The organism is Roseovarius sp. MBR-79, from assembly GCF_053628555.1.
This window is the reverse complement of record NZ_JBRJGP010000003.1, coordinates 1-13,388: the sequence shown is the minus strand read 5'-3', so window position 1 is coordinate 13,388 and position 13,388 is coordinate 1. Positions and strand designations below refer to the sequence as shown.

Below are 13,388 nucleotides of genomic sequence, written 5' to 3'. Positions count from 1 at the left end.
AACGTTAACGCGCGCCCGTCAGCTCTTCATCGAGTCCCAGAAACTGCGGACAGAGGAAAAGAACGTGTTGCTTTTCGGGTTGTTATCCTCACTCAACGCTTCGAATTCGCGCAACAATTCCTTTTGCCGCGCGGTGAGGTTCACCGGCGTCTCCACGGCAAGCTCGATCATCATGTCGCCTTGCGGGCCACCGCGCAGCGCAGGCATTCCCTTGCCGCGCAGGCGCATCTGGCGCCCCGATTGCGAGCCCGCCGGGATCGTCACGCGCGAGCGCCCGCCGTCGATCGTCGGCACCTCGATGTCACCGCCGAGCGCGGCCTTGGTCACCGAGACCGGCACACGGCAATAAAGGCTGGTTTCCTCGCGCTCGAATATCTCGTGCGGGGCCACCTCGATGAAGATGTAGAGATCGCCTGCCGGACCGCCGCGCATCCCGGCCTCGCCCTCGCCCGAGAGACGGATGCGGGTGCCGGTCTCGACGCCCGCAGGGATATTGACGCTGAGCGCGCGCTCTTTCGGCACACGACCCTGACCCTGGCAGGACGTGCACGGGTTCTTGACGATCTGACCAAGCCCGCCACAGGTGGGACAGGTGCGCTCGACGGTGAAAAAACCCTGCTGCGCGCGCACCTTGCCCATGCCTGAACATGTCGGACAGGTCACGGGCTGTGCGCCGCCCTCGGCCCCTGTCCCGTCGCAAGCGTCGCAGGTTGCGGCACTGGTGACCTTGATGGTTTTTTGCAGGCCCGAGAATGCTTCTTCCAGCGTCACGCGAAGGTTGTAGCGCAGGTCTGCGCCGCGTGCCGCGCGTTGTCGCCCGCCACCGCGCCCGCCGCCCATGAAATCGCCGAAAAGATCGTCGAACACGTCGGAAAAGGCCGAGGCGAAATCACCCTGGCCGGGCCCGCCGCCGAATCCGCCACCGGGCCGCGGACCGCCAGTTCCCATGCCCCCCTCGAAGGCGGCATGGCCGAATCGGTCATAGGCGGCCTTCCTGTCGGGGTCCTTGAGCACGTCATAGGCTTCGCCCGCCTCCTTGAAGAGACGTTCGGTGTCGGGGTTGTCCTTGTTGCGGTCGGGATGCAGGTCCTTGGCCTTCTGGCGGTAGGCCTTCTTGATCTCGTCCGCCGAGGCACCCCGCTTGAGCCCGAGCACCTCGTAATAATCGCGTTTGGCCATCGGGGAACTCCTTCAAACGATGCCGGGGCCGCGTGGGCCCCGGCTCGCAGGCTGTGGCCTCAGCGGCGCTTGTCGTTGTCGAGATCCTCGAAATCGGCGTCTACGATGTCGTCCTCGCCGGGGCCTGCATCGGTGGCCTTGATCTCGTCCTCGTCCATCTGCTGACCGGCCTTGTAGATCGCCTCGCCCAGCTTCATCGACGCCTCGGCGACGTTCTGAATGCCGGACTTGATCTTGTCGGCGCTGGCATCCTCTTTCTCGAGGTCATCCTTGAGCGCGGCGATGGCAAGTTCGATCGCCTCGACCGTGGTCGGGTCAACCTTGTCGCCATGCTCCGCGATGGATTTCTCGGTCGAGTTGATGAGGCTCTCTGCCTGGTTGCGGGCCTCGACAAGCTCGCGCCGGGCCTTGTCGGACTCGGCGTTTTCCTCGGCCTCGCGCACCATGCGTTCGATATCCTCATCCGAAAGGCCGCCCGAGGCCTGGATGGTGATCTTCTGTTCCTTGTTGGTGCCCTTGTCCTTGGCCGAGACCGAGACAATGCCGTTGGCGTCGATGTCGAAGCTCACCTCGATCTGCGGCATGCCGCGCGGGGCGGGCGGGATGTTTTCAAGGTTGAACTGGCCGAGCATCTTGTTGTCTGCGGCCATCTCGCGCTCGCCCTGGAAGACGCGGATCGTCACGGCGCTCTGGTTGTCCTCGGCGGTGGAGAAGATCTGCGACTTGTTGGTGGGGATCGTCGTGTTGCGGTCGATGAGCCGCGTGAATACCCCGCCCAGCGTCTCGATCCCGAGCGAAAGCGGGGTCACGTCGAGCAGCACCACGTCCTTGACATCGCCTTGCAGAACGCCGGCCTGAATGGCGGCGCCCATGGCGACCACCTCGTCAGGGTTGACGCCCTTGTGCGGCTCACGTCCGAAGAACTTGGTGACTTCCTCGATCACGCGCGGCATCCGTGTCATGCCGCCCACGAGCACGACCTCGTCAATCTCCGACGCCGTGATCCCGGCATCCTTGAGCGCAGCCTTGCAGGGCTTGAGCGAGGCGGCGATGAGATCGCCCACCAGGCTTTCAAGCTTGGCACGGGTCAGCTTGACGACCATGTGCAGCGGCTGACCGTTGGCTCCCATCGAGATGAACGGCTGGTTGATCTCGGTCTGGCTGGCGCTCGAGAGTTCGATCTTGGCCTTCTCGGCGGCTTCCTTGAGCCGTTGCAGCGCCATCTTGTCCTTGGTCAGATCGACGCCATGCTCTTTCTTGAACTCGTCGGCAAGGTAGTTGACGATCCGCATGTCGAAATCCTCACCCCCGAGGAAGGTGTCCCCGTTGGTGGATTTCACTTCGAAGAGGCCGTCGTCGATTTCAAGAATGGTCACGTCGAAGGTGCCGCCGCCAAGGTCGTAGACCGCGATCGTGTGCGTATCCTTCTTGTCGAGACCATAGGCCAGCGCGGCCGCCGTCGGCTCGTTGATGATGCGCAGCACTTCAAGCCCGGCGATCTTGCCTGCGTCCTTGGTGGCCTGACGCTGGGCGTCGTTGAAATAGGCAGGCACGGTGATGACGGCCTGCGTCACCTCTTCGCCAAGATAGCTCTCGGCGGTTTCCTTCATCTTCCCGAGGATGAAGGCGGAAATCTGGCTTGGCGAATATTTCTCGCCGCGCGCCTGAACCCAGGCATCGCCATTGCCGCCATCGACCACGGCGAAGGGCATGTTCTTCTTGTCCTTGGCGAGGTCGACATCGTCCGCACGCCGACCGATCAGGCGCTTGACGCCGAAAATGGTGTTTTCCGGGTTGGTGACGGCCTGCCGCTTGGCGGGCTGGCCGACGAGCCGCTCGCTCTCGGTGAATGCGACGATGGAGGGGGTGGTGCGCGCCCCTTCGGAATTTTCGATCACGCGGGCCTGGCTGCCATCCATGATGGCGATGCAGCTATTGGTGGTTCCGAGGTCAATACCGATGACTTTGGCCATGTTTTCGATCCCTTCTTCTTCAGGCGATGTGGCGAGGAGCGGACCCGTTACGGCATCCGGCCCCCGGTTGGCAAGCGGCGGCGATATGGCCTCGCCGTCGCGTATCCCGGCGTATATAGGCGGGGGGTCTGGCCCCTGCAAGCACCGCAAGCCGCGCCTTTCGCTCAATTTTGGCGAAACAGTCCTGCAAAGGGGTGCGTCCCGCGCGGCCCCGTTCTGTGACCGATGTGCCATAGCCGAGCACACCCCCTCGTTTCGATCAACTTCACGTGTTCCAATCCGTGAAGTTTCTGCTAAGCCGTCGCCATGGGTTGGACGCAAAAAACCAGTGTCGCCGGGGCGATGATCGGAGCGCTTTGCGCGACCGCTGCTATTCCCGAGGAGAAATCGCCACGCGTAGACACCGGCTACAACAGCTACGGCTATCCGGGCATGATCGACATGCCTGTGGCCCACAGCCGCCCCGATGGCGAACTGGCCTTCAGCATCAGTTCCTTTGCCGGTCAGACCCGCAACACGCTCACCTTTCAGATGACGCCCCGGCTTTCGGGAAGCTTTCGCTACAGTCGCCTGGAGGACTTCCCGGTCACCGGCGGCACGACGACCAATTTCGACCGCAGTTTCTCGGTGCATTTCCGCTTTGCGGATGAAACCGATTGGCGCCCGGCTTTCGCGGTCGGGCTGAACGATTTTCTGGGCACCGGTATCTACTCTTCGGAATATATCGTGGCGACCAAGACAATCGGAGAGCGCCTGCGCGTCACCGGCGGTCTTGGTTGGGGACGTTTGGGCACCGACGGTGGTTTCAAGAACCCTCTTTCCATCTTCAATGACCGTTTCGAGACGCGTCCCGCGCGTGATACCGGGCAAGGCGGTGATGTTGATTCGCAGCAATTCTTCCGGGGCGATGCCGCATTTTTTGGCGGCGTCGAGTGGCAGGCGACCGACAAGCTCAAGCTGACGGCGGAATATTCCTCGGATGCGCACCCGGACGAAGACCCGTTCGCCTTCGAACGGGAAAATCAGTTCAATTTCGGAGCGACCTACAAGATCGGGCCGATGACGGATGTCTCGGTGCGCTGGCTTTACGGCAGCGAATTCGGTGCGCAGCTCTCGACCGCCGTAAATCCGAAAAACCGGCCCAATGACGGTGGACGGGATCCCGCACCGCCGCCGGTGCTGCTGCGGGACGCCGCCCCGGTTGCGGCCCTTTCCTGGGCGGGCAACATCGAGCAAAGCGCGGGCTACAGCACCCGGGTCGCAGCGGCGCTTGAAGGGCAGGGGGTGCGGCTGCACGGCTTTTCCATGGCGGGCAAGACCGCGCGCGTCGAGATCGAGAACCTTGCCTATCCGCAGGACGCACAGGCCGTCGGACGCACCGCGCGTGTGCTCTCGCGGCAATTGCCGCCACAGATCGATCAGTTCGACATCGTGCTTGTCACCAATGGAATGCCGGTCACGTCGCTGGCCATCGCGCGCGCCGACATGGAAACGCTCGAACACGATCTCGACGGCGCATGGAAGAGCTTTGCCCGCGCGCGGCTCTCCTCGCCGACCGATCCGGTCGCGCCGCTCGATGAGCGCTATCCCCGCTTTGAATGGAACCTCAAGCCTTACCTGATGACCAGCCTATTCGATCCCGATGACCCATTGCGCGCCGATGTCGGGGCAGAGTTGCGCGTGCTTTTCGAGGCGGCCCCGGGGCTGGAATTCGGCGGTGCGCTGCGCAAGCGGGTCGTCGGCAATCTCGACGAATCCACCCGGCCGTCCGACTCGGTCCTGCCGCGTGTGCGCAGTGAGTTCAACCGCTTCGATCAGGAGGGCGACCCGACGATCCCCGATCTGACGGCGGCCTACTACTTCAAGCCGGGTGAAAATCTCTATGGTCGCGTGACCGGCGGGTATCTCGAACGGATGTTCGGCGGAATTTCCGGCGAGCTGCTGTGGAAGCGCACGGACAGCCCCTTCGCCCTCGGGGCCGAGATAAACTACGTGAAACAGCGCGATTTCGATCAGCTTTTCGGGTTTCAGGATTATGACGTCGCCACTGGCCACGTGTCCGCATATCTCCAATTGGGGGGCGGGTTTCACGCGCAGGTCGATGCCGGACGCTATCTGGCCAAGGACTGGGGCGCAACATTCTCGCTTGACCGCGAATTCGGCAACGGATGGAAGGTTGGGGCTTTTGCGACCTTCACGGAGGTGTCTTTCGACGATTTCGGCGAAGGCTCTTTCGACAAGGGCGTTCGCATCACGATTCCCATTTCATGGATCACCGGCGAGCCGAACAAGACCGATTACAGCACGACGATACGCCCGCTGTTGCGCGATGGCGGGGCGCGGCTCGATGTCGGCGGGCGGCTTTACGAGCGGGTGCGCCCGCTGCAAAAGCCGGCCCTTCAGGATGGCTGGGGGAGGTTCTGGCGATGATGGCGCGTTCTCCCTTGCGCGCGGGCGTTGCGGCTCTGGTGGCCGCGCTGGCGCTGGGCGGCTGCGACCAGGCAATGCGCGGGGCGCTGGGTTCGCTCGATCTGGCCGGCAATGTCGCCGCTGTGCAGCCGCAGCTTATCGGAGACGAGCGGCTTGACGTGGTCATTCCCGCAAGAGAGGCACGGGCGCGCCTCGGTCCGGTTGCGCGCACCGGCGATGTCACGGTCTGGCAGACGCTTGACGGGATCACCCTCGCCATGCGGCAAGGTGTGCTGGTCGCCACGCGCGGGCTTGGCGATGATCTGATGTCGGCGGAGGTGGATGGCGTTCTGGCGCTGTTGCGCGGTGCGGCGGGCGAAGGCCCGGTGCCGCATATCCGCTCGCGCCTCGATGGCGAGGACCGCACCGAGTTCCGCAGCTACCAGTGCAAGCGCGATGCCGGGGTGCCCGATGCCGGGCTGCGCCGCGTCGAGGTGCTGTGTATTTCGCCACAGGACCGCTTTACCAATACCTACTGGCTGAATTCCGCCGGTGCCGTGATCCGATCGCGCCAATGGATCAGCCCCGCGTTGGGTCATCTGGAATCGACGCGGATATCGGGATAAACAAAGTCATGGATTGTCGGAGAATGCATATGGGACAGGTTGAGGCGCAGGCCACTAAACGGGGCGCAATCGTTGTGGCACTTGCCATGTCGCTGGTCCTGTCGGCATGTGGGGTCGTCTATCAAAGCCCCAAGGTGAGCCGCAACGTCGGCACCGGGCTTGACGTGCGCGAAATCAAGGTCACGCCCGAAACCGTGCTTTTGGCCAATCGCAGCGCCTACAGCCCGCGCAACCTTCCGCAGGAGTTCTATTCGGTGGCCTCCGCGTCGCAAGGCACGGGCCTGGGGGCGCTGCCCGCCGCGCCGGAAGCGCCGGACAGACGCCCCGGACGCCTGGAATTGCGCCCGCCGCAGGATTTGCCGCGCCAGCCCTACCGCATCGGGGTGGGGGATGTGGTGTTGCTGGCCACCAAAAGCGGCAGCAACAGTTCGCTCGAGCAACTGTCCGGCCTGCTCGCGGCCCAGCAACAGCGTCAGGGTTATGTGGTGTCGGATGACGGCTCCATTTCCATTCCCGATATCGGGCGTGTCGAGATCGGCGGGCTGACGCTGACCGAGGCACAGGACCGGATTTTCCGCTTCTTGCTGGACAATCAGGTCGATCCTGCCTTCGCGCTGGAAGTGAGCGATTTCAACTCGCAGCGCGTGACAGTCGGCGGCGCGGTGCGCAACGCTGCGCGCGTTCCGATCACGCTGGTGCCGCTTACGCTGGGCGATGCGCTGACCGCGACCGGCGGGGTCGAGGTGCAGGACGCGGAATTCGCCTCGATCCGCATCTATCGCGACGGCACGCTCTACCAGATCCCCTATGAGGACTATCTGGCGCGCCCCGAAATGCGGGAACTGACGCTGCGCGACGGCGATGCGGTGTTTGTGGACATCAATTACGACCTCGACCGCGCGTTTGAATTCTATCGGCAGGAGGTGGATGTGATCCGCCTTCGCAGTCAGGCGCGCAAGGACGTGCTCGACATGATGGAGACCGAAATGTCGATGCGTCGCGGCCTGCTCGAGGAACAGCGGTCCAATTTCCAGGCGCGTTCGGATCTGGGCGCGGAAAAACGCGATTACGTCTATCTCGCGGGCGAGGTCACGCGGCAAAACCGCGTAGCCCTGCCCTATGCGCAAAAGGCGATGCTCGCCGATGTGCTTTATGGTGAAGGCGGCTATCCGAACATGTCCGGCAATCCGGCCAATGTCTACGTCCTGCGCCCGTCGCAGGATCCGGCGGAATTCGGGGCCGTGACAGCCTGGCATCTGGACATGCGCAATGCCGCCAACATGACGCTGGCCACGCGGCTGGAAATGCGCCCCAACGACATCATCTTCGTCGAGGAGCAGCCCATCACCAAGTGGAACCGGGTCGTTCAGCAGTTCATTCCTTCGCTTTTGACGACACCCGCAGCGATCGCCGCGAACTGATTGCATGACGGTGGCAGGACGGTCCACGCCCTGCCACCACCGCCTTTTGTCTGTGTCGGAATGTCGCGGACGGGGCTTGCCCTTCTCGAAAACCGGGATACCCTCTCAACCGGGAGTCGTCGCGTGCGTCGGCCCCTGCTCCGGTGTGCGAAGGGGAGAGCGCGCGCCACTTCAGTTGATGTAACGAGGCTGAAGCACCGCCCGCCAACTCTTGGGCGGCAACGACCAGACGTTCAACCGGGAGGACCACATGAAATATCTTCTGTCATCCATCGCAACGCTTGCCCTCAGCGCGGGGCTGGCACAGGCGCAGGCCGCCAACGTGCCCGACAACCTTGAAAAGCTGTCGAATTTCCAGAGCACCGGCGTCACCGAATTCACCTTTATCGAGCAATCCGGCCCCTATGCCGACGGTATCCGCGAGACGCTCAAGCGGATCAAACTGCCCGATGGCTTCAAGATCGAGCTTTATGCCGTGGTGCCCGATGCGCGCCACATGGCCGTGGGGCCGCAGGGCATCGTGACCTTCGTGGGAACGCGCAAGGACAAGGTCTGGTCCGTCACCGACCGCAACAAGGACCGCGTCGCCGACGAGGTCAAGGATTTCGCGCCCTCGCTGCGGTTTTCCATCCCCAATGGCCCCTGCTTCTCGCCGGACGGGTTTCTTTATATCGCCGAGCAGAACCGCGTGCTGCTCTTCCCTGCCGCCGAGTTCTTTTATGAAAGCCCCGATGTGGCGGCCTTCAACCTTGTCGCCAAGGGCGATCTGATCCCCGAGGAGCAAGAGAGCTTCAACCACACCGCGCGGGTCTGCGATATCGGGCCGGACGGCAAGATCTACATTTCGCTTGACCAGCCCTTCAACGTCGCCCCGAAGGAAAACCTCGAGATCAACACGAAATGGGGCATCGGCGGCATCATCCGCATGAACACCGACGGCACCGGCCGCGAGGTCTATACCTACGGCGTGCGCAACTCGGTCGGTCAGGATTTCCACCCCGAAACCGGAGAATTGTGGTTCACCGACAATCAGGTGGACGGGATGGGCGATGACATCCCGCCCGGCGAGTTGAACCAGCAGACCGAGGCGGGCCAGCATTTCGGTCATCCGTGGTATGGCGGCGGCTCGGTCAGGACCAATGAATACAAGGGCGAGGAAGTGCCCGTCGAGGTGGTCATGCCCGCCGTGGAAACCGTGGCCCATGCCGCCGATCTCGGGATGGTCTTCTACACCGGTAAGATGTTCCCGGCGCATTACAAGAACGCCATCTTCTCGGCGCAGCATGGATCGTGGAACCGGACCGAGCCCGTGGGCGCGCGCGTCATGGTCACCCATATCGACGCCGACGGCAACGCCACGATGGAGCCTTTCGCAGAGGGCTGGCTTGACGAGAACGGCGAATATCTCGGGCGGCCGGTCGATGTGGCGCAGTTGCGCGACGGCTCGCTCCTCGTCTCCGACGATCTCGCCGGGGCGATCTACCGCATCTCCTACGAGGGGAACTGATGCGGCTGGCGCTTGTTCTTGTTCTGGGCGGGGGGTTCCTCGCCCAGACGGCCTTGGCGCAGGAGGGGGCGGGCGATCCTGCCGCCGGGCGCGATCTGGCGCGGCAATGCCGCACCTGTCACGGCATCGAGGGGTATGCGAAAATGCCCATCGTGCCGCATATCGGCGGCGAGAACCCGGCCTATATCCGGCACCAGTTGACCGCCTTTCGGGACGGCACCCGCACGCACGAGATGATGAGCGTGGTGGCGGCAGGGCTGAGCGATCAGGCCATCGCCGATCTTGCGGCGTGGTATGGGGCCCAGACGCCGGTGGCGACGCTTGACCCCGGTCAGGCAGCGGCGGGCGCGCCCGAGGGCTGCACCGCCTGTCACGGGATCGACGGCATCGCGCTCATCGAGGACGCGCCCAATCTGGCGGGCGAGACCGTCATGTATCTCGACACGCAGCTCAAGGCGTTCCGCACCGGCAAGCGCGTCCATGACATCATGAGCGGCATCGCGGCGGAGATGACCAATGACGAGATCCGCGCCGTCGCGGAATGGTATTCTTCGGTCGGGTTCGAGGTGATCGCTGCCCAATAGGCTCACGTTGCCGTGTTCGGCGGTTTCCCCCTGTCATGGCGTCAGCCGCTTCATTATATTCGCGTCATGTGATATGATGCGCGCATCCGCGCCCGATGAATGGAGAGAGACCAATGACCGGATTGGAAACCGCCTTCACCCCGCTGCAATCCTTGGCGGGCGGTGTGCTGATCGGCCTGTCGGCGGTGCTGCTGATGTTCCTGCAAGGGCGCATCATGGGCGCGACCGGCATCCTTGCCGGGCTTGTCACCGGCACCGCCCCCGGTGAGCGAAGCTGGCGCGCGGCCATGGTCGCGGGTATGATCGCGGGGCCGCTTCTGGTGCTGGCCGTTACCGGGCAAATGCCCGCCGTCGATGTGCCGGTCAGCCTGCCGATGATCCTTGTCGGCGGCTTCATCGTCGGCATCGGCGTGACCTATGGTTCGGGCTGCACCTCGGGGCACGGGGTTTGCGGCATGGCGCGGCTTTCGCCACGCTCGATCGTGGCCACGCTCACCTTCATGGTGGTCTGCTTTGCCACGGTCTATGTCATCCGTCACGTGCTGGGGGTCTGAGCCATGCGTCTTTTGTCTGCTTTCATTGTCGGTCTCATCTTCGGTGTCGGCATCGCCATATCGGGCATGATCAACCCCGCCAAGGTGCTCAACTTCTTCGATATCGCCGGGACATGGGACCCGAGCCTTGCCTTTGTGATGGGCGGCGCGCTGATCACCACCTTCATCGGCTACCGTTTCGTGCTGCGCCGCCCCGCGCCGGTGATCGAGGCGAAATTCCTGCTGCCGACCGCGCGCGACATCGACGCGCGGCTTGTTGGCGGCTCGGCGGTGTTCGGCCTTGGCTGGGGCATCGCCGGGTTCTGCCCCGGCGCGGCGCTCCCGGCGCTCGGCTCCGGCAAATGGGAGGTGGCGGCCTTCATCGCGGCGCTGGTCGCGGGCATCTGGGTTGCCCGCATGGCACAGGCGCGCGGCGCGCCGCGGGCCACGGCATGACGAGCCTTCCCCTCGACATGGGTGTGCATCCCGAGGTCACGGGATTTTTCGACGCAGACACCAACACCATCAGCTATGTGGTGAAGGATCCCGCCTCCGACGCCTGCGCCGTGATCGACCCGGTGATGGAGATCGACATGGCCGCGGGCCGGATCACCCATGCCGAGGCCGACAAGATCATTTCTCATATCGAGGCGCAGGGCCTGCGGCTCGAGTGGATCATCGAAACCCATGTCCATGCCGACCATCTCAGCGCCGCGCCTTACATTCAGGACCGTCTCGGCGGCCAGATCGGCATCGGCGAGCATATCCTGATCGTGCAGGACACGTTCGGCAAGATCTTCAACGAGGGCACCGAGTTTCAGCGCGACGGCAGCCAGTTCGACCGGCTGTTCAAGGACGGCGACACCTATCACGTGGGCGAAATGCCCTGTTTCGCGCTGCACACGCCCGGCCATACCCCCGCCTGCATGACGCATGTGATGGGCGATGCGGCTTTTGTCGGCGATACGCTCTTCATGCCCGATGGCGGCTCGGCGCGGGCCGATTTTCCCGGCGGCGATGCGGGGCAGCTTTACGATTCGATCCAGAGGCTGCTGGCCCTGCCCGACGATATGCGCCTCTTCATGTGTCACGATTATGGCCCGAATGGCCGCGACATCCGGTGGGAGACGACCGTGGCCGAGGAGCGGGCGCACAATATCCATGTCGGAGGCGGCCGGACGCGGGAAGAGTTCGTCAAGTTCCGCACCGAGCGCGACGCCACGCTTGCCGTGCCGCGCCTGATCCTGCCGTCCTTGCAGGTCAACATGCGCGGCGGCGAGGTGCCCACCGATCCCGATGGCCGCCCCATGCTCAAACTGCCGCTGAACCGCCTCTGAGGCCGCTTTGCTGCTGATTTCCCCGGCGGAATCGGCTAGGCAGGGACAGGATCACCGCCCGAGGCCCCGCCACATGGACAGCCCCACCTATCTTACCACCCGCGAGGTTGCCGACCTCCTGCGCGTCAAGGAGCGCAAGGTCTATGACATGGTGGCCACCGGCGAGATCCCGCATCGCAAGATCACCGGCAAGCTGCTCTTTCCCCAGGCCGAGATCATGGGCTGGATCGAGGGCGAGGGTGGCGCGCGCCCCGCCGAGCGCCCCGCGCTCGTCACCGGCTCGCACGATCCCTTGCTTGACTGGGCGCTGCGCGAGAGCGGGGCGGGCATGGCGACGCTCTGGAATGGCAGCCGTGCGGGGCTTGCAGCCTTCGCCGAGGGGCGCGCGGCGCTTGCGGGGCTGCACATCCCCGGTGCGGAGGGCTGGAACACCGAGGCCGTGGCGGAACAGGGCCTGCGCGACGCGGTGCTGATCGGCTGGGCGCGGCGCACGCGCGGCCTCATCCTCGCGCCCTCGGTCGCCGAGATGGTGAAGGGCTTTGCCGATCTGCGCGGGCGGCGCGTGATCCTGCGGCAGGAGGGGGCGGGCACCACCGCGCTCTTTGCCCGGCTGATGGCCGAGGCGGGGATGACCCCCGCCGATCTCATCACCCCGCCAAGCCCGGCCCATACCGAAAGCGATGCGGCGGCGGCCGTGGCGGCGGGCGAGGCCGAGGCGACGCTGGGGATCGAGGCCATGGCGCGCCAGTTCCGCCTCACCTTTCGCCCGCTCCTGCGCGAGCGGTTCGACCTGCTGATCGACCGCCGCGCCTATTTCACCGAGCCGGTCCAGCGCCTCGTGGCCTTCATGCGCTCCGACACGGTTGCCGCCAAGGCCGCGGCCTTCGGCGGCTATGACGTGAGCGGTATGGGCACGGTGCGCTGGCTCTCGCCATGAAAAAGGCCCCGGATTGCGCCAGCCCTTTGCAGTAAATGATGCGCGTGAGGACCCGCAGTGGGTTCGGAGCGCAATGACCGCTTCGAGCCCATCACCGACATTCGACATAGCTGCTCCATCCCGGATGATCACGTTTCTCCTCGGCGATCCGCCCTCTTCATGGCAAGATCGGTCCTGAGAGACATTTGGACGGAGGCGCGGACATGCTGATCCATCTTCACAAGCAAGCGACGACGACGCCCAAGGTGCGCGCGGCAATCCAGGAGAGCGACGAGGCCGGGACGGTGCTGGCCGAGCGCTTCGGCGTGACGCCGCAGACGATCTACAAATGGCGCAAGCGCGACAGCGTCGAGGATCGCAGTCATACGCCGCACCGGCTTCAGACCACTCTGACGCCTGCTCAGGAGGCCGTGGCCGTCGCGCTGCGCAAGACGCTGCTGGTCTCGCTCGACGACCTGCTGGCCGTGGTACGGGAGTTCCTGAACCCGCATGTCTCACGCTCGGGTTTGGACCGCTGCCTGCGGCGGCATGGTGTGGGCAACCTGCGCGACCTGCAGGCCAAGGCGGCGAGACCCAAGCACAGCGGCTTCAAGGCCTATGAGCCCGGCTACCTCCACATTGACGTGAAGTATCTGCCTCAAATGGCTGATGAAACTTCGCGTCGTTACCTGTTCGTGGCCATCGACCGCGCCACCCGATGGGTGTTTATCCGGGTCTTCAAATCCAAGACGGCTGCCAATGCCCGGCGCTTCCTGCGCGACCTCGAACGTGCTTGCCCGATCCGCATCCGCACCATTCTGACCGATAACGGTAAGGAGTTCACAGATCGCCTGTTCGGCCTACGCAAGCGTGCCGCAACCGGCGAGCATGAATTCGACAAGC

The 13,388-nt window shown here is 64.2% G+C and carries 12 protein-coding genes; 10 read left to right on the top strand and 2 right to left on the bottom strand.

The window, feature by feature from the left end:
* Positions 1-18 precede the first annotated feature (18 nt).
* Both dnaJ and dnaK read right to left on the bottom strand, forming a co-directional pair.
* Positions 19-1,179: a molecular chaperone DnaJ gene (dnaJ, locus tag ACSSV8_RS03550; RefSeq protein ID WP_454281525.1), complete on the bottom strand. Its 1,161-nt coding sequence runs from the start codon at positions 1,177-1,179 to the stop codon at positions 19-21.
* A 59-nt stretch (positions 1,180-1,238) separates the two neighbouring features.
* Positions 1,239-3,152: a molecular chaperone DnaK gene (gene dnaK / locus ACSSV8_RS03545; RefSeq protein WP_354540191.1), complete on the bottom strand. Its 1,914-nt coding sequence runs from the start codon at positions 3,150-3,152 to the stop codon at positions 1,239-1,241.
* Positions 3,153-3,458: 306 nt separating this feature from the next.
* Between dnaK and ACSSV8_RS03540 the strand changes: the two genes are divergently transcribed.
* From ACSSV8_RS03540 to ACSSV8_RS03495, 10 genes are all read left to right on the top strand, one after another.
* Positions 3,459-5,582, top strand: coding sequence for a YjbH domain-containing protein (locus ACSSV8_RS03540; RefSeq protein WP_454281524.1), 2,124 nt, complete (start codon positions 3,459-3,461; stop codon positions 5,580-5,582).
* Positions 5,579-6,187: a YjbF family lipoprotein gene (locus ACSSV8_RS03535; protein WP_354540193.1), complete on the top strand. Its 609-nt coding sequence runs from the start codon at positions 5,579-5,581 to the stop codon at positions 6,185-6,187. The genes ACSSV8_RS03540 and ACSSV8_RS03535 overlap by 4 nt, the downstream gene beginning before the upstream one ends.
* Positions 6,188-6,216: 29 nt before the next feature.
* Positions 6,217-7,608, top strand: coding sequence for a polysaccharide biosynthesis/export family protein (locus ACSSV8_RS03530; RefSeq protein ID WP_454281523.1), 1,392 nt, complete (start codon positions 6,217-6,219; stop codon positions 7,606-7,608).
* 250 nt (positions 7,609-7,858) lie between these two features.
* Positions 7,859-9,115 (top strand): PQQ-dependent sugar dehydrogenase, encoded by a 1,257-nt coding sequence (locus ACSSV8_RS03525; RefSeq protein ID WP_454281522.1) that lies wholly within the window; start codon positions 7,859-7,861, stop codon positions 9,113-9,115.
* Positions 9,115-9,699 carry a c-type cytochrome gene (locus tag ACSSV8_RS03520; RefSeq protein WP_454281521.1) on the top strand — a complete coding sequence of 195 codons (585 nt, stop codon included), beginning with the start codon at positions 9,115-9,117 and terminating at the stop codon, positions 9,697-9,699. The genes ACSSV8_RS03525 and ACSSV8_RS03520 overlap by 1 nt, the downstream gene beginning before the upstream one ends.
* Positions 9,700-9,812: 113 nt before the next feature.
* The gene (locus tag ACSSV8_RS03515; protein WP_454281520.1) at positions 9,813-10,253 is read left to right on the top strand and encodes a YeeE/YedE family protein; all 441 of its coding nucleotides are present in this window, start codon (positions 9,813-9,815) and stop codon (positions 10,251-10,253) included.
* A gap of 3 nt (positions 10,254-10,256) precedes the next feature.
* Entirely contained in the window at positions 10,257-10,688 is a 432-nt protein-coding gene (locus ACSSV8_RS03510; RefSeq protein ID WP_354540198.1) for a DUF6691 family protein, read from the top strand.
* The gene (locus ACSSV8_RS03505; RefSeq protein ID WP_454281519.1) at positions 10,685-11,569 is read left to right on the top strand and encodes an MBL fold metallo-hydrolase; all 885 of its coding nucleotides are present in this window, start codon (positions 10,685-10,687) and stop codon (positions 11,567-11,569) included. Before ACSSV8_RS03510 ends, ACSSV8_RS03505 begins: the two co-directional genes overlap by 4 nt.
* A 73-nt stretch (positions 11,570-11,642) precedes the next feature.
* Positions 11,643-12,506, top strand: coding sequence for a helix-turn-helix transcriptional regulator (locus ACSSV8_RS03500; RefSeq protein WP_354540200.1), 864 nt, complete (start codon positions 11,643-11,645; stop codon positions 12,504-12,506).
* Between the two features lie 203 nt (positions 12,507-12,709).
* Positions 12,710-13,388: DDE-type integrase/transposase/recombinase (locus ACSSV8_RS03495; RefSeq protein WP_454281518.1), on the top strand; the 679-nt coding region annotated here is incomplete at its 3' end.

Excerpts from the sequence above, each read along its gene's own strand:
- ACSSV8_RS03520 (WP_454281521.1), top strand. The coding sequence starts at position 9,115 with ATGCGGCTGGCGCTTGTTCTTGTTCTGGGCGGGGGGTTCCTCGCCCAG.
- ACSSV8_RS03540 (WP_454281524.1), top strand. The coding sequence starts at position 3,459 with ATGGGTTGGACGCAAAAAACCAGTGTCGCCGGGGCGATGATCGGAGCG.
- ACSSV8_RS03525 (WP_454281522.1), top strand. The coding sequence starts at position 7,859 with ATGAAATATCTTCTGTCATCCATCGCAACGCTTGCCCTCAGCGCGGGG.
- dnaK (WP_354540191.1), bottom strand. The coding sequence starts at position 3,152 with ATGGCCAAAGTCATCGGTATTGACCTCGGAACCACCAATAGCTGCATC.
- ACSSV8_RS03515 (WP_454281520.1), top strand. The coding sequence starts at position 9,813 with ATGACCGGATTGGAAACCGCCTTCACCCCGCTGCAATCCTTGGCGGGC.
- ACSSV8_RS03500 (WP_354540200.1), top strand. The coding sequence starts at position 11,643 with ATGGACAGCCCCACCTATCTTACCACCCGCGAGGTTGCCGACCTCCTG.
- ACSSV8_RS03510 (WP_354540198.1), top strand. The coding sequence starts at position 10,257 with ATGCGTCTTTTGTCTGCTTTCATTGTCGGTCTCATCTTCGGTGTCGGC.
- ACSSV8_RS03530 (WP_454281523.1), top strand. The coding sequence starts at position 6,217 with ATGGGACAGGTTGAGGCGCAGGCCACTAAACGGGGCGCAATCGTTGTG.
- dnaJ (WP_454281525.1), bottom strand. The coding sequence starts at position 1,179 with ATGGCCAAACGCGATTATTACGAGGTGCTCGGGCTCAAGCGGGGTGCC.
- ACSSV8_RS03535 (WP_354540193.1), top strand. The coding sequence starts at position 5,579 with ATGATGGCGCGTTCTCCCTTGCGCGCGGGCGTTGCGGCTCTGGTGGCC.
- ACSSV8_RS03505 (WP_454281519.1), top strand. The coding sequence starts at position 10,685 with ATGACGAGCCTTCCCCTCGACATGGGTGTGCATCCCGAGGTCACGGGA.